Raw genomic sequence first — 20,055 nt, forward strand, 5'->3', positions numbered from 1 at the left:
TATGACCAGAATCATTGAGCAATTAAGAAAAATAAAAAGTAACGAGAGGTATTGATTATGGGACGAATCCGCGAATTTGACGAAGAAAAAGTATTAGATGCAGCTATGCAACTATTTTGGGAGAAGGGATATGAAGCTACCTCATTAAGCGATTTAACTTCCAGAATGGGAATTCAACGACCCAGTATATACTCAGCTTTTGGAGGCAAAAAAGAATTGTTCGAAGCCGCACTACGCAAATACACAATGTCCCGTGCTTCTCTTATCCGAACCAGACTTCAAAGCAATCCATCTGTAAAAGAAGCATTTCGCACTTTTTTTGAAGGTGTGGTTGATGAAGAATATACAAAAGGAACTAGAATAGGATGTTTTTGCATCAATACAATGGTCGAACTTGCACCTCATGATGAGAAATTTGAAATTCTTACAAGGGAACATCAAATGTACCTATCGGTCATATTTCAAGAAACCATTGAACGAGGTATACAATCAGGTGAGCTCGAGATCGGGGTAAATGCGAAGGCTGTATCACAGGCGCTACTCGTATCGTTAATTGGACTAACCGTAATAATGAAGTCTCGTCCAGAGCGATCATTTGTTGATAATTCGATAGAAATGATACTTACACTGCTTAAGTAATTCGGAATGAGTTCAATTTTAACGAATGGGCATCACTTTTGGGTCATTCATTTATAGAAGGTGGATCGATCCTATCATTTTCTGAATCCGGCTCACCTTATCTTTTTTCAGTTCACTCAATGTCCCTTATGATACACCAATAATCTTTGAAAATTTAATTTGATTAAGCTGTTCAATTTTCAGATGCTTTTTATTTTTCTCCTATAGTCTTCACTGTTACAATTGCCATCCATAAAAGTACAAACAGCCTCGAAATAGAGATTTTTTTCATCAGGACTGTTTAGGTTAGATATTAAATTGTTCTGTAGGTTAAGAATATGTATAACAAAATAATAAATAAAACGAATCCATTTTGAAAAAGATTGATCAAAATAGATTCGTTTCTTTTTAAATGAACATTCCGTTTTATAGTTTGATTAAAGCTCAGAAATGATTCTATTATTATCTTATGAGGCAATTTTTATTTGATTTTCTTTGCGAAATTACATTTAGGTTCTAGCTTAATTTGCTTTGATTCCTGCTCCACATAAAGGAATAACAATCTTTTCAGAACGAAAATGATTATATTTTAGATACCCGGCATAGTTCGCAGCAGTTGTTGGTTCTACATAAAATCCTTTTCCAGCTAATAATGCCCTTGCCTCTAAAATCTCCTCTTCATTTACAGTAAGAATTTCTCCCTCTGTAGCACGAATAGCTTCTAAAATTTGAGCAGAGCGAGCTGGCGCTGCAATAGCAATTCCTTCAGCTAAAGTAGGGTTCCCTTCAATCTGCTTAGCTTCCATTTCGTCCTTTACGAAAGCTTGTGCTAATGGAGCACAATTCTCTGCTTGGATTGCAATTATCTTAGGTATTTTGTTAATGAGTTGGTTTTCCATCAATTCCTTAAATCCATAATAGGCTCCTAATAATAGTGTACCGTTTCCAACAGGAATGATAAGAGTTTCAACTGTCTCTTTCATTTGCTCCCAAATCTCATAAGCGTACGTTTTGGTTCCTTCATAGAAATAAGGGTTATATACATGACTCGCATAGAATTTTTTCTCTTCATTCACAGCTTTTTGAGCTGCTGCAGCTACATCTTCACGTGTACCATCTATCTCACGAACGTTTGCTCCATGAGCTTTTACTTGAGCAATTTTTTTAGGGGACGTTCCCTTTCCAAGGAAAATATCACAAGCTATATTCGCTCGTTTTGCATAAGCTGCAATAGCTGTCCCTGCGTTCCCACTACTATCAGCTATAACATGTTCAATTCCTAATTCTTTTACCTTAGCCATTAGAACTGCCGCCCCTCGATCTTTAAAAGATAAAGTAGGCATCATATAATCTACTTTAACAAGGGTATGAGGCTCAGAATCATCTAACACAATTAAAGGGGTACTCCCTTCACCCATTGTGACTTGCTTCCATGCCTTAGAATTCTTTTCAAATGGCATGACATCAATATACCGCCACATGGTAGGCATTTTTTCTTCTTGTAACTTAGCTACATTGATTGTTACTTTTTCTTTTACTAAATCTAGCATACCACCACATGTACATTTCCATACGTTTTCAGTAACGTTGTAGATTGCTCCACATGAATGGCATCGGTATTGCTCTTTCATTTGTTGTACCTCCTTTTATATTTTTTTATATTTTATATAATTTTTTATATATTAAAACCAAAAAAAATTAGTCCTTAAGTCTTCACATTATAGATTAAATATAAGCGATAGCTTCAACTTCTATTTGGAATCCATAGTGCAATTTATGGGTTGGGACAACGGATCGTGCCGGTTTATGATCACCAAAAAAACTCTTGTAAACACTATCTACACGGTCCCACAATTGAATATCAGAAACATAAAGAGTCATTCTTAAAATCTGATCTTTCTTACTCCCTACTTCTTTTAATATATACTCAACGTTCTCCAATGCCTGTAGAGTTTCTTCCTCAATTGTACCAAATTTCTTTTCTAGGGTTACTGGATCAATAGAAAATTGACCAGATACATAAACTGTATCCTTATGGATGGTCGCCAATGCATAATGGCCATTAGATTTTAAATTTCCTACCTTAAAAATACTTTCCATTTATTTCACTCTTTCATTTGTTGTTTTTCTTACTTCATCTAAGTAACTATATACTGTTACTCTTGAAATGCCTAGTTTGTCTGCGACTTTATCGACTGCTCCTTTTAAAAGAAAAATCCCTTTTTCGTCCATGAATCGAATCAGTTCAATCTTTTCACGACGTTTCATAAAAGGATGTGGGATATTAGTAATAATTTGCTGAATTAATTGGTCAGTAATATCTTCTATATTTTGAATTGACTCTTCCTGTTCTTTTAATTCATCAGAAGATTGCTGTTCTGTATGGCCAACAGGCATTAAGTTATCTAACATTTTCTTCATTTGAAGCATCAAATCCATATCATAGTTAATACAAAGAGCCCCAATCACCTGTCCCTGAAAGTCTCTGATAAGAGTAGTTGATGATTTCACAAGTCGATGATCCTCTGTTTCAATCTCATAACCTGCTAAATGGTCCTCTTTAAATTTATCAGATAACAACACCTGTTTTACTAGGTGATCAAAAGACTGACCGACTTCCCTTCCTGTTACATGGTTATTCACAGTAAACATGACGGATGACTGGGGTTTGGTCAAATCGTGAATGACTACTTCACATTGTGAACCAAACATTTTGGCAATTGTTTTAGCTATTGGGATATAACTATTTAATATTGTTTGTGCTTCAGTTTGCATATACTCAACTCATTCCATTTCCATTTAACTCATAATGCGGGTAATAAGAATTTGTTATAAGCTTACTTTCTATCTTAAATATATATTTTTTTATACAAAAAATCAAACAATATATTTTTTTATATGACGGATTGTAATATGAAGTGCGACACCTGCTGGAAATAAACAAACAAAGAGCCCATGGCCGGATTCGTGTAGAATGAAAGTTCTCACACCCCATTTACACAAGGAGAATCCACCATGGTCATTGAAGAGAAGCTTCAGGCGACCTAGTCTCCCGAGCAGATCGTCGAACGATTGCGTCAGGAGGGACAGCGTGTGGTGTGCTTCAAAACCATATATCGCTGGCTATATGCAGGCTTTTGGGTGAGAGGGACTCTAACCGTACTTCGGCACAAAGGCAAGCTACAGAAGCCTGCGGAGACGTGCGGCAAGTTTGCGGTAGGCAATGTCCTAAAGCGGTTCGATCTCGGAAAACGTTGGGTCATTGGGAGTTGGATACGTTCGTCTCTCGGCATGGACAAAGCAAGGGCTGTGTGGCCATGTTCATCGAGCGCAAAACGCGCCTGTATACTGCCATTCGGATGCCTGATCGTACCGCCTTGTCCTTTTTCACCGTAAACTAAGATGATTTAGATCAATCATTAACAGATGATTTTGATTTTACTTAGTCTTTATTCCCGTTTTCACTGGGTTTTCGGGGATATAAACAGTCTCATTTAGTAATATAATTTGTCTCAGTTGATGTTATAACCCACACCACAACCTTACGGGGAACACGCGAATCTTCGCTGTCTCATCGCCTCAAACAAAAGCACCGTGGAAGCCATCGCCGCATTCAGAGATTCCGCCTGCCCCTGCATCGGAATGAACACCGATTCATCCACCATACGTGCGGTGGATGCGGAAATACCCTGCCCCTCGTTGCCAATGACGAGCCAGGCAGAAACACGCAAATCAACGGCATAGCACGACAGACTTGCGTCCAGCGAGGTGCTGATCAGTCGGGCACCTTTGCTTTTGGCCTGCGGCAAAAACTCCGCCAAACTGCCCTCAATCACGGGCAGGTGAAAAAGCGATCCCATCGTAGAACGGATCGTCTTTGGATTGTACAGGTCGGCGCAGCCATGACCCAGAATGACCCCTGCGGCTCCGGCGGCGTCCGCACTACGGATGATGGTGCCTACATTGCCGGGGTCCTGTACCCCGTCCAGCACCATCACCAGTGCATCCCGCTGCTCCAGCAACGCCGGGAATGCGCCGCGCTCCTCCTTGCGCACGATAGCAAAGACGGGCTGCGGTGTCTTCGTATCGGTGCATTTGGCAATGACTGCCGCCGACACAGGAACCCATTCCACCGGCTGATCTGCTTGGTCCAGGCCATTCAGCTCGGCAGGAATGCCCTTGTCCAAATCATAAGCAACACTTGCGACAGAGGCGTCCGAACGCAGCGCTTCCTGCACCAGATGAATGCCCTCGACGATATATTTTTGCTGCCGGGTGCGATGCTTTTTTTCCAGCAACTGCGCCCATTCCTTTACACGTGTATTGTTCAGTGAAGTAATTTCCATTCGTTATCCGTCCGTTCCTTTAAAAAGTAAATGATGTGTCACTTGTCGAACATCAAGTCATTAAGCAAACATTACACTGCAAAAGCCAGCTCCAGCTTGGTTAAATCATCCTTGTGGCCTACAATAACAAGCACATCCCCCGTCTCCAGTCGATCTTCAGCATAAGGGGAAATATTCATTTCCTGATCTCGACGAATCGCCATCACGTTACAGCCAAAACGGGCTCGTATATTGAGTTCCTTCAGGTTTTTTCCTACCATGGAGTCCGCGGCTTTCATCTCCAGAATACTATAATCCTTGGACAGCTCAATATAATCGAGAATATTCGGAGACGTCAAATGATGAGCTACTCGTAGACCCATGTCCCGCTCAGGATAAACCACCTTATCCGCGCCTATCTTTTGCAGTACTTTCCCATGTAATTCATTTTGCGCTTTTACGATCAGAGCTGGTACACCCATATCCTTGAGGATTAATGTCGTCAATATACTTGCCTGTATATCTTCGCCAATCGCCACCACGATGACATCAAAATTGCGTATACCCAGCGCTCGCAACGCTTCCTCATCCGTCGAATCGGCAGATACCGCATGTGTCACAATATTCGACATTTCCTGTGTACGCTGCTCGTTCGAATCAATCGCCAGGACATCAAAACCCATTTCGCTCAATGCAGTGGCAACACTGGAGCCGAAACGACCCATGCCAATTACCGCATACTGCTTCTTCGCCATTCCTTCCTTACCTCCCGATCACCATACTGTCCGTCATAGTATAGCATAACCCGCCAAAAACATAAATTTGGCATGCTTATGCCAAATGCTTCTTCATGTATACCGGGCAGCAGGCCAAGCCATAATACACCCGACAACAATTACAAACATACGGGAGGTACCCATGCCTATTACACTGGATTTACGACAAGCCATTGTTCACAAAGTTCACGGCAAATCAGAAGCTGATCTTACCGATATGATTATTGGGTCAGTGGATGGACCAGAGGCCGCTTTGCCCGGATTGGGTGTCATTCTTGAGGTGGCATGGAAGCACATGAACCAGACCCAGCAACAAGAGTTTGTCCACCTGGCACATGAGCAGCTTGATAAAATCAAGCCCGTCCCGCTAACCTAAGTCTTATCTTCAAACTTTTGTTTAACCCTGCTTCATCCTACTGTCGGCATACGAAAATAGTCCACTCGCCGTAACACCGAGTGGACTATTCGTTGTATAAATCAAATACCGTTTTCATTCCTGTCCTGCTTATCAAATCCAAATCTTATGGAGCCATCTCCAAAAACTTGGCTGTAGGATTTTTCTCCATAGCGGTCCGCATCGCATACTCATTCTCGAACAAGGCAACATAATTGCCCTTCTTATCCTTCACCAGCGTAGAGTTAATGCGGAATTTGCTTGGATCAATCTGATCATCCACAATCCAGCGTGCACATTGGAACGGCATACGCTGAAGCTGTACATCAACTCCATATTCACCCTTCATGCGGTACTCAAACACTTCAAATTGCAGTTGGCCGACAACACCCAGCAGCGTATCGTCAAAGCTTACCGTACGGAACACCTGAATCATACCTTCCTCGGTCAACTGGTCAATACCCTTCAGATACTGCTTGTGCTTCAAGGCATTTTTCACCGTTACCTTGGCAAAAATCTCAGGGGAGAAGGTCGGCAACTCATCAAATACAATCTCTCCACCTTGACTAAGTGAATCCCCAATACGGAAAATACCCGGATCAAACAAGCCGATAATATCGCCCGGGAAAGCTTCCTCGACAATATCGCGGTCTTGCGCGAGAAACTGCTGTGGTTGGGACAACTTAATCTCCTTACCCATCCGTACATGCTTAACACTCATCCCCCGTTGGAACTTACCAGACACAATACGCAGGAATGCGATGCGGTCACGGTGAGCCGGGTTCATATTTGCTTGAATTTTAAATACGTAGCCGGTAAATTTCTCGTTCGTCGGTTCGATTTCCCCCGCTGTACTGCGACGCGGCTCCGGCTTGGGAGCAAGCTGAAGAAAGTTTTCCAAAAACGTTTGAACTCCAAAATTATTAATCGCACTACCGAAGAATACAGGCGTTAATTCCCCGCGCTGTACTTTCTCCATGTCAAAAGGGTCACCCGCAACATCGAGTAACTCCAGATCCTGACACAATTGGTCATGCAAATACTCACCCGCCATTTCGCGAATGATTGGATCATTGTAATCTTCCACTTTTTGTACCTTGATCGTGGAATGGTCATCTCCCTGAAACAGCTCGACCTGATTTTTGACACGGTCATAGACACCACACAGCTCGCGCCCTGTACCAATCGGCCAGTTCATAGGCACCGAACGGATGCCGAGCACCTGCTCCAGCTCCTCCATCAGATCAAAAGGACTGCGTCCCTCACGGTCCAGCTTGTTAATGAAGGTGAAAATCGGAATTCCACGCTTGGCACACACCTGGAACAGCTTAATCGTTTGCGCTTCCACACCTTTCGCTACGTCAATCAACATGACTGCGCTATCCGCTGCTGTTAATGTACGATAAGTGTCTTCACTAAAATCCTGGTGACCTGGGGTGTCCAGAATGTTAATACGATGCCCATTATAATCAAATTGCATAACTGAGGATGTAACCGAAATCCCCCGCTGCTTTTCAATCTCCATCCAGTCACTCGTGGCGTGCTTGCTTGCCTTACGCGCTTTGACTGAACCAGCAAGACGAATCGCGCCTCCGAACAGCAGCAGCTTCTCCGTCAGTGTCGTTTTCCCCGCATCCGGGTGAGAAATAATCGCAAACGTGCGCCGTTTGTCGACTTCCTGTTGAAGTATATCCAGTGTTTTACTCATTTCACATATCCCTTCATGATCAAATCCATTGCGTTCCTGCTCAAGCTATTCATAAAAAAGGCATGATGCACGCCTGTTTTCGTAAATTCATCGGTTCTATCGGTTCCTTTACCGTTAGAACCAGTATTCGGCGTACTCCGTTACCATATTCATTATAAATACGATCTATTTACATGTTTTAGCCTGCCTTTAACGTATAATCAGTTGCAAACTGAAAACCTGAGACTAAGTTATTATAGCACACTCCGAACGCAAAGCATCCCCTTACATCCTGAACAGGACGTAGGGGATGCTGAACAATATCAGGATTACTGAGTGCCGCCTACTCGCCAGATGACATTATCTTCATCCTGGCCGCTAACCGGCCACCATTTGAAGCCATCTTGCTCCAGCAACTTGTGAGCGCCTTCCGGTCCCCATGAGCCTGCCGCATAGGTTTCCAGCGTCTCCGGAGCTTGTTGCCATACTTTGGCGATCCGATCCACGAATCTCCATGCTGTCGCAACCTCATCCCAACGCGTGAAGTACGTAGAGTCACCCTCAATCGCGTCCAGCAACAACCGTTCATAAGCCTCCGGTGAGTTGATGCCGAACATACAGCTTTGGCAGAAATCCATAGCCAGCGGTTCAATATCCGATTCCGAACCCGGCTTCTTGGCATTAATTTTGATGTAAATGCCCTCCATCGGATTCACCCGGATCACGAGCAAGTTCGGCTCCAGCTTATGCTTTTGACCAAGATACACGTTCGTAGGCATGCTCTTAAATTCCACAACGATCTCAGTTGTCTTTACAGGAAGACGTTTGCCGGTACGAATGTAGAACGGAACCCCTGCCCAACGGAAATTATCCACAAATACGCGTGAAGCAAAATAAGTCTCAGTGCTCGACTGTGGATCAACTTTGTCCTCTTCACGATACCCCGGCAACTGCTGACCGCGATAGCTTCCTTCCGTGTATTGACCGCGTACCACATTAGTCAGCACATCCTCTGCTGATTCAAAAGGACGCAGCGAACGCAGCACCTTCACCTTTTCATCACGGATATCCTCAGGGAGCAAACGGCTCGGCGGTTCCATTGCAATCATCGTCAGCATTTGCAGCATATGGTTCTGTCCCATATCCCGCAGAGCGCCAGAATGCTCGTAATAACCTCCGCGTTCCTCTACGCCCACGGTTTCACTAAGCGTAATTTGCACATTGGAAATATGCTTATTATTCCACAATGGTTCAAAGAAGGCGTTTGCGAAGCGGATTACTTCAATATTTTGCACCATTTCCTTGCCGAGATAGTGGTCAATCCGATAAATTTCTTCCTCTTCAAATACTTCGCGTATTTCAACATTTAGCTCTTGCGCAGATTCCAGGTTATAACCGAACGGCTTCTCAATGACAAGACGATTCCAGCCCTTTCCATCCATCATACCGCCTTCTTTGAGGCTCTTCGATACACTTCCAAACAGTTCAGGGGCCAAGGCCAAATAAAACAAACGGTTTCCCGGGATACTGAATTTCGTCTCTATGGTCTCTGTCTGCTGTCTCAGTTCATAAAACCCTTCGACATTGTTGATATCCAGTGATTTATATTCAAAATGCTCGGCAAATGCCTGCCATTCTTGATCATTTTCTGCTTTGTAGCGGCTAAACTCCTGTATCGAAGCGTACAGGTCATTACGGAATTCTTCCTCTGTGCGGGGGCGTCTCGCTACGCCAATAACGGCAAAATCCTCACCAAGCTTCCCTTCGCGGTACAAGCTGTAGATCGCAGGAAAAAGCTTACGGCGGGCCAAATCGCCCGTAGCACCAAAAATAAATAACACAGCACCTTGCGTCACAACAGATTCATTATTAGATATGTCAGCCATGAAGTACCTCATTCTTCCCATGACAAGATTCCGCTTCCACAACCCTCGAAATCCACATGTAGTATTGTGTATATTTATACAAGATCATACTTGATTTTCGACAAACATGGAACCGAAGATTTGATGACATTTTAGCATATTCCGTATGGATAAGCTATCTGGTGAAACATAAATTCACCTTATAAGTCAGTATTCTATCGTAATCAGCGGGAAACCGATCGTAATACGCTTATCCTGATGCTCCTCATCTTCATGCACAGCCATCTGCATATGCACCTGATGCTCACCACTTTGAACTGCCAGGGGCAGCTTCGGTACTTCATAGGATACAGCCATCGTCGTCGCGTCTGTATATCTTTCATTTTCCTTAATGGACAAGCTTCTTGCTAAACGTGTCTCTGTCAGCTTCATCAATTGGTCCACGGACTCATTTGAATGCAGCGAATATTGAATAGACGTATTCCATATTGCTTGTACTCCCACAACCGCCAATTGTTCAGCACAAAGCTTATGAAGCCGGATTAACTGCTCACGTCCTGCATTGCTACTCTCCAGTTGAACGACCGTATACCATTGACCAGCTAGCTGTTCCATCACGTTTAAGCGGATTTTCAGTTCTCCGCTACTGCCAACAGATCGATACACCGTGTGTCCATTTTCCTCAACCTTGCTTACGGCGGGAATATTAAGCTGATCGGCTATCTGAGCCGCCATGTCTGCCGGATCTTCACCGTAAGAAGTCCAATCACCTTGCCATTTCACAACCACCTTATCCAGTGTACCGGGAGCCTGATCAGATACGGCCAATACAGAACGCAAGTCCGTTTCTGCCTTACGGGAATGGGAATCATATTCGGTCGCTTGAAGCGTCCCGTAACGCCAGCCTACCAGTAACAGCAACGTTCCGAACACCGTGATAGCGACAATCCCTTTTTTGATGACCTCCGCTTTTAACATCGTCGTCCTCCCGCTCCGCAAGCTTCCGATTCCGGCAGGCACATTCTGGATGTTTTTTCGGCTGGCTTGAATTCTATCAATCTATCAACAGTTTTCCCGTAGTCGGAAGTTTTATACTCGCAAGACGCAGAGGCCAACGTTTTAAAAATATTCGTTTACTTGCTGGGTGTTCGACCATACGTTATAGGCACCATGAGAATAGACTATGATCACAACGTATCTTATACCGAAAGAGGTGAAATCATGTTTCCCATATATCCTGTAAATGAAGCCAACGTGGCACCTCACGGTGGACGGCTGGTCTGTGCTGTTCTGCATGACGGTACACGACATGTTGGCATTCTCAGCGGGTGCAGCAAAGGCAAGCTGATGTTGAACGGGTATCCATCCTCCTTTTCTGGCAGTCTCTATGCCGGAAACTATAATAACAAGGGAAAACAAATAGCCAAGAAGATATCCTCCAAAAAGAAAAAACGAAACTCTAAAAACAAAGCACGTTCCTCTGCCAAACTAAATTCCTTAATTAGACCACCCGACCAACCTCTAAGTCCATCCTATCCTTATGGCACAGGAGGATTGGCTGGAAATGGCTACGGTGGATATGGATACGGAGCAGGGCTTGCGCTTGATTTGGCTTTAATCGCCTTTTTATTCCTACTTATCTGAATACCGTTTTCAAGATCGCAAAAAACCGGAGAGCTAGTACAAGTCTCCGGTTCGTTGTATTCACCTATTTAAATTGTGGAACCTGTTCAGCAGCGTAGAATAGCTCCATTTTTTGTATCTCATAGTATCAGTCCGTTCTACACGTTACTTCGCTAATCCGTTTTTGTAGGCATAGATTGCCGCCTGTGTGCGGTCTTCCACTCCCAGCTTGGCGAGAAGATTTGTGACATGAAATTTCACTGTCTTGATCCCGATGATCAGCTCATCCGCAACATCCTGATTGGATTTACCCTGTGCCAACAGCCGTAGCACTTCCATTTCACGATCCGTCAGTTCCGCATGCGCAGGCGCTTCAGCCTGCGGCTGGCGAAATCGATTCATCATCTTGGAAGCTACCTGCGACTCCAATACGGATTGTCCGCGTGCCGCTGCACGGATCGCATCCGCAACCTCGGATGCACGGGACGTTTTGAGCAGATAGCTGAACGCGCCCGCTTCAATAACCGGATACATTTTCTCATCGTCCAAATAACTCGTCAGTACGATGACCTTCGTCTCTGGAAGCAGGTGTGTCACTTGGCGTGTCGTCTCGATTCCATCCATGCCGTCCATAACCAGATCCATTAAAATCACGTCCGGCTTGTATTCCGTAGCCAGTCGTATGCCTTCTTCCCCGCTCCCGGCCTCGCCTACCACTTCAATGCCTTCTTCCGTGCCCAGCACCGCCGCCAGACCAATTCGTACCATTTCATGGTCGTCTACCAACAGTACGCTAATCGGCAATTCCGTTTCCATGATCATCGTTCCTTCCGCTTTCATCATTTATAACCGGCACCGATACCTCAACTCGTGTCCCTTTCCCCGGAGCCGTTATATACTGGATAGCTCCCCCAATCTCGCTGACACGCTCCTGCATCGTGGACAATCCATACGAAGTCTGCTTTTTCTCATCCAGCTCGAATCCAATTCCGTTATCCCTAATCGTTAACCGAACGGAATCCGTGCGTTGCACGATACGAATCTCCATACGGCTTGCTTTGGCATGACGCAACGTATTGGACATCGCTTCCTGAACAATGCGAAACAAATGATTCTCAATGCCTTTAACCAACTGTACTCCGCTCTCCATCTCAAAATCAATCTCCATGGGAACCTTGGCCTGCAATTCCTGTATCAAATCACGCAATCCCTGCTCCAGCCGCTTGCCTTCCAGATAGACAGGTCGTAGATGAAGCAGCAACGCCCTCATTTCGGATTGCGCCACCGAAGACATTTCTTCAATCAATGCAACCTGACGCTGCGCCTTATCAAAATCCTTATCCAGCGTCCTGCCTACAGCCGTTGCCGTCATCGAAATCGCAAACAATTGCTGCGACACTGCATCATGTAGCTCCCTCGCCAATCGCTGCCTTTCCTCGACAATCGCGGTCACTCTGGCCTGTTCTGCCAGCTGTGCATTGTTGGTGGACAAGCGCTGCAAAGAAGTAACCTGCTCTTGCCATTTGCGCCCGATTCGCTCCAACTGCTCTCCCAACCTACCCAGCTCATCATGCCCTAGTGGTGGCAACTCACGTGCAGGAGTCCCCTTTTCCCACATCAGCAACGTCTCTCTCAACGTTTCCAGCCTGCTTTTAAGGCGGTAGCTCTCATAAAATCCGTACATTGCCCCTGTACCAATCAGCACCAGTATAACGGCTCCTGCAAATTTCAATATCATTCCCCAAGTCGGGAACGACTTCACATATCCATATGTATACAGCATATAAAAGACAACTACGCCCACAACAACACACAGGAGGATACCTTCACCCATACTGCGGGTTACCATGTTGGACGTTTTTTTATGATTCATCCTGGTTCCTCCTGATTCAATAAAATCGGAAGCGGACATCGCCCGCCAAGTACGAAACGACAAACTTCACTTTATATTCACTCTGCGCATAATTGGGAGACTTCCAAACCAGTCGATTGAGCATACCCGCCTCATGATCCCGGTCAAACTGAATCTGCCCGAACAATACGAACATCTCCACCTCTACACCGTAATTATCCGGTAGCGTGATGTCAATGTCACCGAAGATCCCCTGCAAAAATATGACGGGTTCACGTTCCTCTGGCAGGGCCAACGTCAAATCAGCATCCACATCCCCAACCACATGCCATATACTCGTGCTCCGCAAGCTCCACGGCACTTCATCCCATTTATGATTGGATATGAAATTGTGCTTAAATATCGAGCTTTGACCCTTATGCAGCTTTCTTGAACGTGAATAGAATACGGCTAGTGATGCCAGTGTGACTACCACAAACAGGAACAAATGATCCAGCACCAACAATCCGGCACCAATGGCGAGCATCGTGTAACCCTTTTTGATCTTGGAATTGCGAATCTTATATATTCCGGCCAACATCAGGATCAGTGCAACCACGGAGAGGAACCCAATCCATTGACCAAATAAAATGATAATCCCGATTGCGATACCTGCCAGTGCCAAGGCTGATTTCCTTTTCTCCATGCTGCACCCCCTTTATTTATACAGGAAGGAAAAGCCATAGTGGCGCGACATTCCGCCATATGGCTTTCCGAACCATACAGATTAAGCACGATCATTGACCAGTGTCCATTCCATACAGCATATCATAATGTTTTGTTTCCTAGTAGTCAGTCCTTCTTCATATCTACTGGTTTAGCACCGGTTTGAATTTTGGATTTGAGCTGTTGAAGCTGCTCATCCACTTTGAACTGCTTTTCAGCCTCAGCCGGGTTGACATAAGCTTCCCCCGGAGCTTGACGGTAAGGAGCGCGCAACACGTCAGCTTCCGCTTCCAATTGCATAATTTTTTCTTCCATCCGATGGAAGCCCAGTGAAGCAGACCCGCTTTCAATGGTATGCAGACTGTTAATCTGCGACAATTGCTTTTTCGCCTTCGCCATTTGAGCACGGGATACCAACTCATTGCGCTTGTTGCGCATTTTGTAGAATTCATCCTTCATATCGTGAAGCTGTTGTACCAGTTCTTTGGCTTGAAGCTCGGCTTGCGTGTGCAGATCGCAGTACTCATCCTGCTTTTGTGCAAAATAAATCTTTTCGCCCAGCAGCTTGCGTGCTGCTTCTTCCTGGCCGTTCCGCAACGCGAATTCTGCTTGTTGTTCACGCTCATTAGATACTCGTACTGCTTCCTCCAAGCGCTGTTTCATGCGACGTTCATTTGCCATTTGCTTGGCAACCGTTACTTCGGCCTCGTGAATTTCCGCCTCCATATCGCGCAGATATTGGTTCAGCATAATAATCGGGTCTTCCACTTTATCCAGCACTTCATTCACCGATGCTCTTGTCATATCCTTCATTCTTTTGAAAATTCCCATTATTTACGATCTCCCTTCTCGAATTGCTCTACTTTTTTGCGTAACTCTGCCAACTCTTTTTTCATTGCTTTTTTCTCGATATCTTCCATCATGGAATCCAGATCACTGTTAGGACCTGTGTTAAATTTGGATGAATGGCGGACATTTTGACCAAAAGATGGGCTCGGATTACCGTATATTCCGCCCTGATTGTAATCAGTTCCTGGTCCGTATTGCGAACCGGTGCTGTTCCCGCCATAATAGCGTGAGTCCTGTTGGTTGTAAGGCCCGCTGTTGGGACCAAATCCTCCATCATAAGGAGATCTCGGCTCCTTGGAGATAACTAATGCCGCAATCACATAAATCATAAACGTGGTTCCTGCTGTAATAAAGAAACTGATCACAACCAGAATACGAATCCAAGTTGAGTCCATCCCTGTTGCATCAGAAAGACCGCCGCATACACCTGTTAATACTCTATCTCGGTTTGATCGGTAAATTCGGGTCATAATCAGCTTACTCCTTCCCGCTGTTGTTCAGCTTACTCTTCAGTCTCGCCCACTCTTGTTCGAGCAGCGATCCGCCGCCTTGGGCATCCTGCGTATGATTGCCTTCTCCACGCCGCAAATCACGCAGGCTCAGCGTTTCTGCTTCCATATCGGCTACCCGGTCTTCCAAGCGGTTGAACATTCGGGGAACATTTCGTCCACCGTATGTACCTGCCCGTTCGTTCATTTGCTGCTGGAGTCTCAACGTTTGTACGCGTGCCGCATAATACTGGCGCTTGCTATTTACCGTTTGATATTCCGTTTTTAACGTATCCAACTGTTGCTCCAACTCACGCAGCGTTCCACGGCTCTGCTCCCACAGCTCTCTGTACTGTTCCTCTTTTTCCGCATACAGCATTTTTTCCTGAAGGGCCAGCTTCGCAACATGCTCTTCATCAGCCTTTAAAGCCAGCAGAGCCTGTTCCTCCCGTTTAATCTGCATGGACACTGCCTGATCCAACTGCTGCTTCATCTGTCTTGTGTGGACTGCGTATTGCTGATGAAGCTTTTCCGCTTCGGTAATATCCTTGCGGGTGTTATACAAGAACTGGTCAATCAGTTGTATCGGATCTTGACTTTGTTCCAAATGCTCATTGAAGGTCGCTACGGTAATATCACGCATTCTACGAAAAACACTCATTTGCGTTGGCTCCTTTCACACTTCGTATTTTCATACTTTCGCACTTCGTTGCTGCAATCTTTCTTCATGCTCCAAACTGTAAAATCAGTAACGTCTTCTGCGACCACTCAGCAGGGAAACACCAAATATGATTAACCCGATTGCCAGCAGAGGTCCCAGAAGCCAGGACAGTTTGCCAAGCAAAATCAGTACCCCGAGTACAAGCACGATCCAGCCGAAGAGTGCATTTCCTTTTTTCACACCATAGTAGCCTAGCATGATCATAGCTATCGGAATTAAGTAACCGATCAAGTGTCCTACAAAGTGACCGAAAAACGGAGTAAACTTACCAAGCAGCATAATCGAACCCAATACAATCAGTACAATAGCCAATCCATTCCCTTTGTTAACTCTCATCATCTCTCACCGCCTTTCACTGTGTCTTGCTTATGTCCTTATTGTACGCTGATCCGGAGTTCGCCAAAACGGTCCTCAGACGGTTTTTGAACCTAGACCTAAGTCGGGGGTGCATACAGACCTGCGGCTATCACCCTCTATGTTGTTCTGCTGCATGGGCTGTTGATTGTTGCTCACCCGCTTGCTTGGAGCGTAGTGAAAGGACGAGACAAGCCGGTAACGCTATAGCTGCAACCATATAAAGCAGGTTAATATGAACATCGAACAGCAGTCCTAAAATCAGTGGTCCGGTCACATTACCCACACTTGTATAAGATGAGTTCATTCCAGCTACGAACCCCTGCTCATCGCCGGCCTGCCTTGATAAGGATGTGTTTACTGCCGGACGAAGAATGTCCATAACCAGACAGAGGTCAATTACTTTTTTCTCTCCAAAACGATTAATGATCCAGCCAAATATAGTTGCTTGGACAGCTGCTCCCATAATGGAGCCTGTCGTTATAATGATGGCAATATCCATTCGGTGTAAAACCATATTTATGGTCAACAAACAGTCCAAATACCGTTTCAAAGTTAGCTAACCCAAAAGCAACGACAAATACAATGAGTAAACCCATGAAATATGAAAATTGATATGACTTGGCAAATTGCTGCAAAAGGTTTTCTTTCTAACGTGGAAGCTCTCTATTGTACTGCTGCTTTTCCTTGCTTAGGATTCAGGCAGCACTAACAGGGACAAGATAGTAGCTGCTCCTGCGGCTGTAAAGAAGGAAATGCGCATTCCATTTGTGGCAAGCAAACCGCCAATCCCTGGTCCGATTATGAAGCCTGTGTTAATCGCTGCATTGGTCATGCCCATTCCCTTGCCTCTTTCCTTAAACGATGTCACGTCAGCGACATAGGCCATATAGAAGGAGTAAGCAACGCAGCTCCTGTCCCGCCCATGATCCGTGCAACAAACAAGTAGGAACGAAACTCGCCAGTCCAAAAATAAGCTCAGATAACATAAAAATGAACATGCCAGAAACAATCAACTTTTATGTCCATAACGGTCAGACCACTTTCCTGACAATGGTGATAATAAAAGCTGTGTCAACGTAAAAGCTGCAACCATCAGTCCCATCGAGGAACCATTCATCCCTAGCTCATTTATATATTTAGATAAAACGGGAACTACTAATCCGACCCCATCAATGAAAGAAAAATATTAAGCATCAGTAACAGCATGGCTCCCCGTTTTCGTGTTAGTATAGACGTGTTTTCACCCTTCCTTTTCCGTGTATCTTTTATTTATCATTCGTTTATTTGAGTTGCTCTATCTCTAAAAATAATAAAAACTAAATTGTTGGTTTTTTTAGTTTTTATACAAAAAAACACCTTCTCGATCCTGAAAAATTCAAGATATTATAGGCTAAAACTAAATATACAGATCAACTTTACTGCTGATCTCCAAGCTTCATAATGATGCTATACGAGTAGCAAGAAGTCTAATATATATAAAGCTGAGGTTATACTCTCTATTAAGCTTCCCGCTTCTCTACCAACCCGAATAACAAAATATCTACAATGGAATACATAGCATCCTCTACCGTCACACTATTATCCAGAAAGAAACGCTGATCAAGCATTAAATTCACCGAATCAATAATAAGCCTCATAATGAGAGCCTCATTTTTGTTCGTAATCAACCCTTCCCGTATGGCCTCCTGAATTAATTCTTTAAGCTGAGGCCAATGATTCAAATCTGAATGCACCTGTTTCCATTGCTCAGGATAATACTTTTTCAATTGGTCTAATATCCGTAAATCGTAAAATTCATAATATTGTGGCATGATCCTAATTGACTGCCTAATCTTTTCTAACAAAGACAATTGATCATTGCCGATAATTTGCTCGTTTTTTTTGATCATGTCTATACTTGTACGTTCTATTAGTGTTTCTAAAATGAGTGTCTTGGACGAAAAATTTTCATATAAAGTGCGCTTGCTGATAGCCAGTCTCTTCGCAAGATCGTCCATTGTAAATTTCAGACCGCTCTCGTGTACTTCCTCCACAAAAGCTTCCAAAATTCTCTCCTGCATAATCATCCCCACTTCCTTTGTACCCAATAAACTATAAGTGTTTTTTCAGTACCAATATTCTACTACAATCTATCAAAGATTGCAGCCAGAATTATGATTAAAATCTAAAGAAAAAAGAGTTATGAAATTGCTGATATCAGCAATTTCATAACTCTTTTTGGTATACCGGCGAGAGGACTCGAACCTCCACGGTTTCCCACTCGATTTTGAGTCGAGCGCGTCTGCCATTCCGCCACGCCGGCATATATAATTATGGAGGCGCCACCCAGACTCGAACTGGGGATAAAGCTTTTGCAGAGCTTTGCCTTACCACTTGGCTATGGCGCCAGAGTATAACGAAGCGGACGACGGGAATCGAACCCGCGACCCTCGCCTTGGCAAGGCGATGCTCTACCGCTGAGCCACGTCCGCATTAAGATGGCTGGGGATATAGGATTTGAACCTATGCATGACGGAGTCAAAGTCCGTTGCCTTACCGCTTGGCTAATCCCCATTAAAGGTAAAGGGCGACCGATGGGGCTTGAACCCACGAATGCCGGAGTCACAGTCCGGTGCGTTAACCACTTCGCCACGATCGCCGCAAAGACAAAAAGTTTGGCAGGGGCAGCAGGAATTGAACCCACACCAACGGTTTTGGAGACCGTTGTTCTACCTTTAAACTATGCCCCTATAAAACTGGTGGAGGATGATGGATTCGAACCACCGAACCCGTAAGGGAGCAGATTTACAGTCTGATGCGTTTGGCCACTTCGCTAATCCTCCAAAAATGGTGCCGGCGAGAGGACTTGAACCCCCAACCTACTGATTACAAGTCAGTTGCTCTACCAGTTGAGCTACACCGGCACATAAATTATTCAATTAAAAGTGGCTCGGGACGGAATCGAACCGCCGACACGAGGATTTTCAGTCCTCTGCTCTACCGACTGAGCTACCGAGCCTTATTTTAAGGCTCTTCGACAAACATTATATCACTAAAATGGCGGAACTGACGGGATTCGAACCCGCGATCTCCTGCGTGACAGGCAGGCATGTTAGGCCTCTACACCACAGTTCCAAAGGTATTTCCTAAAGGAAATTAATTGCGGGGACAGGATTTGAACCTGTGACCTTCGGGTTATGAGCCCGACGAGCTACCGAACTGCTCCACCCCGCGACAACAATAATTATTCATTTTTCAAATGGTGGAGGCTGAGGGGATCGAACCCCCGACCCTCTGCTTGTAAGGCAGATGCTCTCCCAGCTGAGCTAAGCCTCCACAGCGCAATACTTCACATATTATACCATTATAAGCTTTTTATTTCAAGCTCTTTTATGCAATAATTAATGACCCGTAGGGGAATCGAACCCCTGTTACCTCCGTGAAAGGGAGGTGTCTTAACCGCTTGACCAACGGGCCATACAATAAATAATATATGGCGGAGAGAGAGGGATTCGAACCCTCGAGACGCTTTTGGCGCCTACACGATTTCCAATCGTGCTCCTTCGGCCAACTCGGACACCTCTCCATATGGCTCCCCGAACAGGACTCGAACCTGTGACAACTCGATTAACAGTCGAGTGCTCTACCAACTGAGCTATCAGGGAATAACAACTACTTATTCAAGGTTACACCCTGAAAACTGGATCCGAAACTCCTTGCGTTTTAAACTTAGGATAAGCCCTCGACCGATTAGTATTGGTCAGCTCCATGCATTACTGCACTTCCACCCCCAACCTATCTACCTCGTCGTCTTCA

19 protein-coding genes, 15 tRNA genes, 1 rRNA gene and 3 pseudogenes are annotated in these 20,055 nt (G+C 44.8%); 4 read left to right on the top strand and 34 right to left on the bottom strand.

What is annotated here, in order from left to right; genetic code table 11:
* The first annotated feature begins 57 nt into the window (after nucleotides 1-57).
* Nucleotides 58-639, top strand: a complete 582-nt coding sequence (locus ACWGOO_RS16740; RefSeq protein ID WP_452485238.1) for a TetR/AcrR family transcriptional regulator — start codon at nucleotides 58-60, stop codon at nucleotides 637-639.
* Nucleotides 640-1,139: 500 nt separating this feature from the next.
* On the opposite strand, the gene ACWGOO_RS16745 is transcribed toward ACWGOO_RS16740, so the two are convergent.
* The 3 genes from ACWGOO_RS16745 to ACWGOO_RS16755 all read right to left on the bottom strand — a co-directional run bounded on the left by ACWGOO_RS16745 (nucleotide 1,140) and on the right by ACWGOO_RS16755 (nucleotide 3,393).
* Complete coding sequence (locus ACWGOO_RS16745) at nucleotides 1,140-2,249, bottom strand: threonine synthase (protein ID WP_452485240.1); 1,110 nt, start codon at nucleotides 2,247-2,249, stop codon at nucleotides 1,140-1,142.
* A 94-nt stretch (nucleotides 2,250-2,343) separates the two neighbouring features.
* Nucleotides 2,344-2,718 (bottom strand): RidA family protein, encoded by a 375-nt coding sequence (locus ACWGOO_RS16750; RefSeq protein ID WP_452485242.1) that lies wholly within the window; start codon nucleotides 2,716-2,718, stop codon nucleotides 2,344-2,346.
* A complete protein-coding gene (locus ACWGOO_RS16755) occupies nucleotides 2,719-3,393 on the bottom strand; it encodes a helix-turn-helix transcriptional regulator (RefSeq protein ID WP_452485244.1) in 675 nt (224 codons plus the stop codon). It lies immediately after the preceding gene.
* Between the two features lie 273 nt (nucleotides 3,394-3,666).
* On the opposite strand from ACWGOO_RS16755, the pseudogene ACWGOO_RS16760 reads away from it, so the two are divergent.
* Nucleotides 3,667-4,001 (top strand): annotated as a pseudogene (locus tag ACWGOO_RS16760) (IS30 family transposase); the annotation flags it as partial.
* A 159-nt stretch (nucleotides 4,002-4,160) separates the two neighbouring features.
* Here the strand turns inward: ACWGOO_RS16760 and ACWGOO_RS16765 are convergent.
* Both ACWGOO_RS16765 and ACWGOO_RS16770 read right to left on the bottom strand, forming a co-directional pair.
* A complete protein-coding gene (locus tag ACWGOO_RS16765) occupies nucleotides 4,161-4,964 on the bottom strand; it encodes a TrmH family RNA methyltransferase (protein WP_452485246.1) in 804 nt (267 codons plus the stop codon).
* A gap of 71 nt (nucleotides 4,965-5,035) precedes the next feature.
* Nucleotides 5,036-5,701, bottom strand: a pseudogene (locus ACWGOO_RS16770) (potassium channel family protein); the annotation flags it as partial.
* A gap of 160 nt (nucleotides 5,702-5,861) precedes the next feature.
* On the opposite strand from ACWGOO_RS16770, the gene ACWGOO_RS16775 reads away from it, so the two are divergent.
* Nucleotides 5,862-6,095 carry a small acid-soluble spore protein SspI gene (locus ACWGOO_RS16775; protein WP_044648543.1) on the top strand — a complete coding sequence of 78 codons (234 nt, stop codon included), beginning with the start codon at nucleotides 5,862-5,864 and terminating at the stop codon, nucleotides 6,093-6,095.
* 145 nt (nucleotides 6,096-6,240) lie between these two features.
* Here the strand turns inward: ACWGOO_RS16775 and ACWGOO_RS16780 are convergent, their stop codons facing one another.
* From ACWGOO_RS16780 to ACWGOO_RS16790, 3 genes are all read right to left on the bottom strand, one after another.
* The gene (locus tag ACWGOO_RS16780) at nucleotides 6,241-7,821 is read right to left on the bottom strand and encodes a peptide chain release factor 3 (protein ID WP_452485248.1); all 1,581 of its coding nucleotides are present in this window, start codon (nucleotides 7,819-7,821) and stop codon (nucleotides 6,241-6,243) included.
* Nucleotides 7,822-8,129: 308 nt separating this feature from the next.
* On the bottom strand, nucleotides 8,130-9,686 hold the full coding sequence (gene zwf / locus ACWGOO_RS16785) for a glucose-6-phosphate dehydrogenase (RefSeq protein ID WP_452485250.1): 1,557 nt from the start codon (nucleotides 9,684-9,686) through the stop codon (nucleotides 8,130-8,132).
* A 186-nt stretch (nucleotides 9,687-9,872) separates the two neighbouring features.
* Nucleotides 9,873-10,643 (bottom strand): YwmB family TATA-box binding protein, encoded by a 771-nt coding sequence (locus tag ACWGOO_RS16790; RefSeq protein WP_452485252.1) that lies wholly within the window; start codon nucleotides 10,641-10,643, stop codon nucleotides 9,873-9,875.
* A gap of 243 nt (nucleotides 10,644-10,886) precedes the next feature.
* Between ACWGOO_RS16790 and ACWGOO_RS16795 the strand changes: the two genes are divergently transcribed.
* Complete coding sequence (locus tag ACWGOO_RS16795; protein WP_452485254.1) at nucleotides 10,887-11,309, top strand: hypothetical protein; 423 nt, start codon at nucleotides 10,887-10,889, stop codon at nucleotides 11,307-11,309.
* Nucleotides 11,310-11,453: 144 nt separating this feature from the next.
* Here ACWGOO_RS16795 and ACWGOO_RS16800 read toward each other — a convergent pair whose 3' ends face one another.
* The 26 genes and pseudogenes from ACWGOO_RS16800 to ACWGOO_RS16925 form a co-directional block, all read right to left on the bottom strand.
* On the bottom strand, nucleotides 11,454-12,104 hold the full coding sequence (locus ACWGOO_RS16800) for a response regulator (protein ID WP_452485288.1): 651 nt from the start codon (nucleotides 12,102-12,104) through the stop codon (nucleotides 11,454-11,456).
* Nucleotides 12,082-13,161, bottom strand: coding sequence for a histidine kinase (locus tag ACWGOO_RS16805; protein WP_452485255.1), 1,080 nt, complete (start codon nucleotides 13,159-13,161; stop codon nucleotides 12,082-12,084). Before ACWGOO_RS16805 ends, ACWGOO_RS16800 begins: the two co-directional genes overlap by 23 nt.
* Before the next feature lie 16 nt (nucleotides 13,162-13,177).
* Nucleotides 13,178-13,825 (bottom strand): cell wall-active antibiotics response protein LiaF, encoded by a 648-nt coding sequence (liaF, locus tag ACWGOO_RS16810; RefSeq protein ID WP_452485257.1) that lies wholly within the window; start codon nucleotides 13,823-13,825, stop codon nucleotides 13,178-13,180.
* A gap of 146 nt (nucleotides 13,826-13,971) precedes the next feature.
* Nucleotides 13,972-14,676, bottom strand: a complete 705-nt coding sequence (locus tag ACWGOO_RS16815) for a PspA/IM30 family protein (protein WP_452485259.1) — start codon at nucleotides 14,674-14,676, stop codon at nucleotides 13,972-13,974.
* Nucleotides 14,676-15,164 carry a PspC domain-containing protein gene (locus tag ACWGOO_RS16820; RefSeq protein WP_452485261.1) on the bottom strand — a complete coding sequence of 163 codons (489 nt, stop codon included), beginning with the start codon at nucleotides 15,162-15,164 and terminating at the stop codon, nucleotides 14,676-14,678. Before ACWGOO_RS16820 ends, ACWGOO_RS16815 begins: the two co-directional genes overlap by 1 nt.
* 7 nt (nucleotides 15,165-15,171) lie before the next feature.
* Nucleotides 15,172-15,843, bottom strand: coding sequence for a PspA/IM30 family protein (locus ACWGOO_RS16825; RefSeq protein WP_452485263.1), 672 nt, complete (start codon nucleotides 15,841-15,843; stop codon nucleotides 15,172-15,174).
* 84 nt (nucleotides 15,844-15,927) lie between these two features.
* Nucleotides 15,928-16,239, bottom strand: coding sequence for a LiaF transmembrane domain-containing protein (locus ACWGOO_RS16830; protein WP_452485265.1), 312 nt, complete (start codon nucleotides 16,237-16,239; stop codon nucleotides 15,928-15,930).
* Nucleotides 16,240-16,369: 130 nt separating this feature from the next.
* A complete protein-coding gene (locus ACWGOO_RS16835; RefSeq protein WP_452485267.1) occupies nucleotides 16,370-16,774 on the bottom strand; it encodes a hypothetical protein in 405 nt (134 codons plus the stop codon).
* Between the two features lie 174 nt (nucleotides 16,775-16,948).
* A pseudogene (locus tag ACWGOO_RS16840) lies at nucleotides 16,949-17,434 on the bottom strand (MFS transporter).
* Between the two features lie 325 nt (nucleotides 17,435-17,759).
* Nucleotides 17,760-18,320, bottom strand: coding sequence for a TetR/AcrR family transcriptional regulator (locus ACWGOO_RS16845; protein WP_452485269.1), 561 nt, complete (start codon nucleotides 18,318-18,320; stop codon nucleotides 17,760-17,762).
* 163 nt (nucleotides 18,321-18,483) lie between these two features.
* A tRNA-Leu gene (locus ACWGOO_RS16850) sits at nucleotides 18,484-18,562 on the bottom strand.
* A gap of 11 nt (nucleotides 18,563-18,573) precedes the next feature.
* Nucleotides 18,574-18,647 (bottom strand) — tRNA-Cys (locus tag ACWGOO_RS16855).
* 12 nt (nucleotides 18,648-18,659) lie between these two features.
* Nucleotides 18,660-18,731, bottom strand: a tRNA-Gly gene (locus ACWGOO_RS16860).
* Nucleotides 18,732-18,738: 7 nt separating this feature from the next.
* Nucleotides 18,739-18,813, bottom strand: a tRNA-Gln gene (locus ACWGOO_RS16865).
* A 12-nt stretch (nucleotides 18,814-18,825) separates the two neighbouring features.
* Nucleotides 18,826-18,898, bottom strand: a tRNA-His gene (locus ACWGOO_RS16870).
* Nucleotides 18,899-18,915: 17 nt separating this feature from the next.
* Nucleotides 18,916-18,989: transfer RNA gene (locus tag ACWGOO_RS16875), tRNA-Trp, on the bottom strand.
* 7 nt (nucleotides 18,990-18,996) lie between these two features.
* A tRNA-Tyr gene (locus tag ACWGOO_RS16880) sits at nucleotides 18,997-19,082 on the bottom strand.
* Nucleotides 19,083-19,087: 5 nt separating this feature from the next.
* Nucleotides 19,088-19,163, bottom strand: a tRNA-Thr gene (locus ACWGOO_RS16885).
* Between the two features lie 22 nt (nucleotides 19,164-19,185).
* A tRNA-Phe gene (locus ACWGOO_RS16890) sits at nucleotides 19,186-19,258 on the bottom strand.
* A gap of 39 nt (nucleotides 19,259-19,297) precedes the next feature.
* Nucleotides 19,298-19,374 (bottom strand) — tRNA-Asp (locus ACWGOO_RS16895).
* Nucleotides 19,375-19,399: 25 nt separating this feature from the next.
* A tRNA-Met gene (locus ACWGOO_RS16900) sits at nucleotides 19,400-19,473 on the bottom strand.
* 26 nt (nucleotides 19,474-19,499) lie between these two features.
* Nucleotides 19,500-19,575 (bottom strand) — tRNA-Val (locus ACWGOO_RS16905).
* Between the two features lie 69 nt (nucleotides 19,576-19,644).
* Nucleotides 19,645-19,716 (bottom strand) — tRNA-Glu (locus ACWGOO_RS16910).
* Nucleotides 19,717-19,733: 17 nt separating this feature from the next.
* Nucleotides 19,734-19,825 (bottom strand) — tRNA-Ser (locus tag ACWGOO_RS16915).
* Between the two features lie 3 nt (nucleotides 19,826-19,828).
* Nucleotides 19,829-19,904: transfer RNA gene (locus tag ACWGOO_RS16920), tRNA-Asn, on the bottom strand.
* A gap of 65 nt (nucleotides 19,905-19,969) precedes the next feature.
* A 23S ribosomal RNA gene (locus ACWGOO_RS16925) occupies nucleotides 19,970-20,055 on the bottom strand; the annotation flags it as partial.

The sequence above is a fragment of the Paenibacillus sp. NPDC055715 genome, assembly GCF_053617595.1.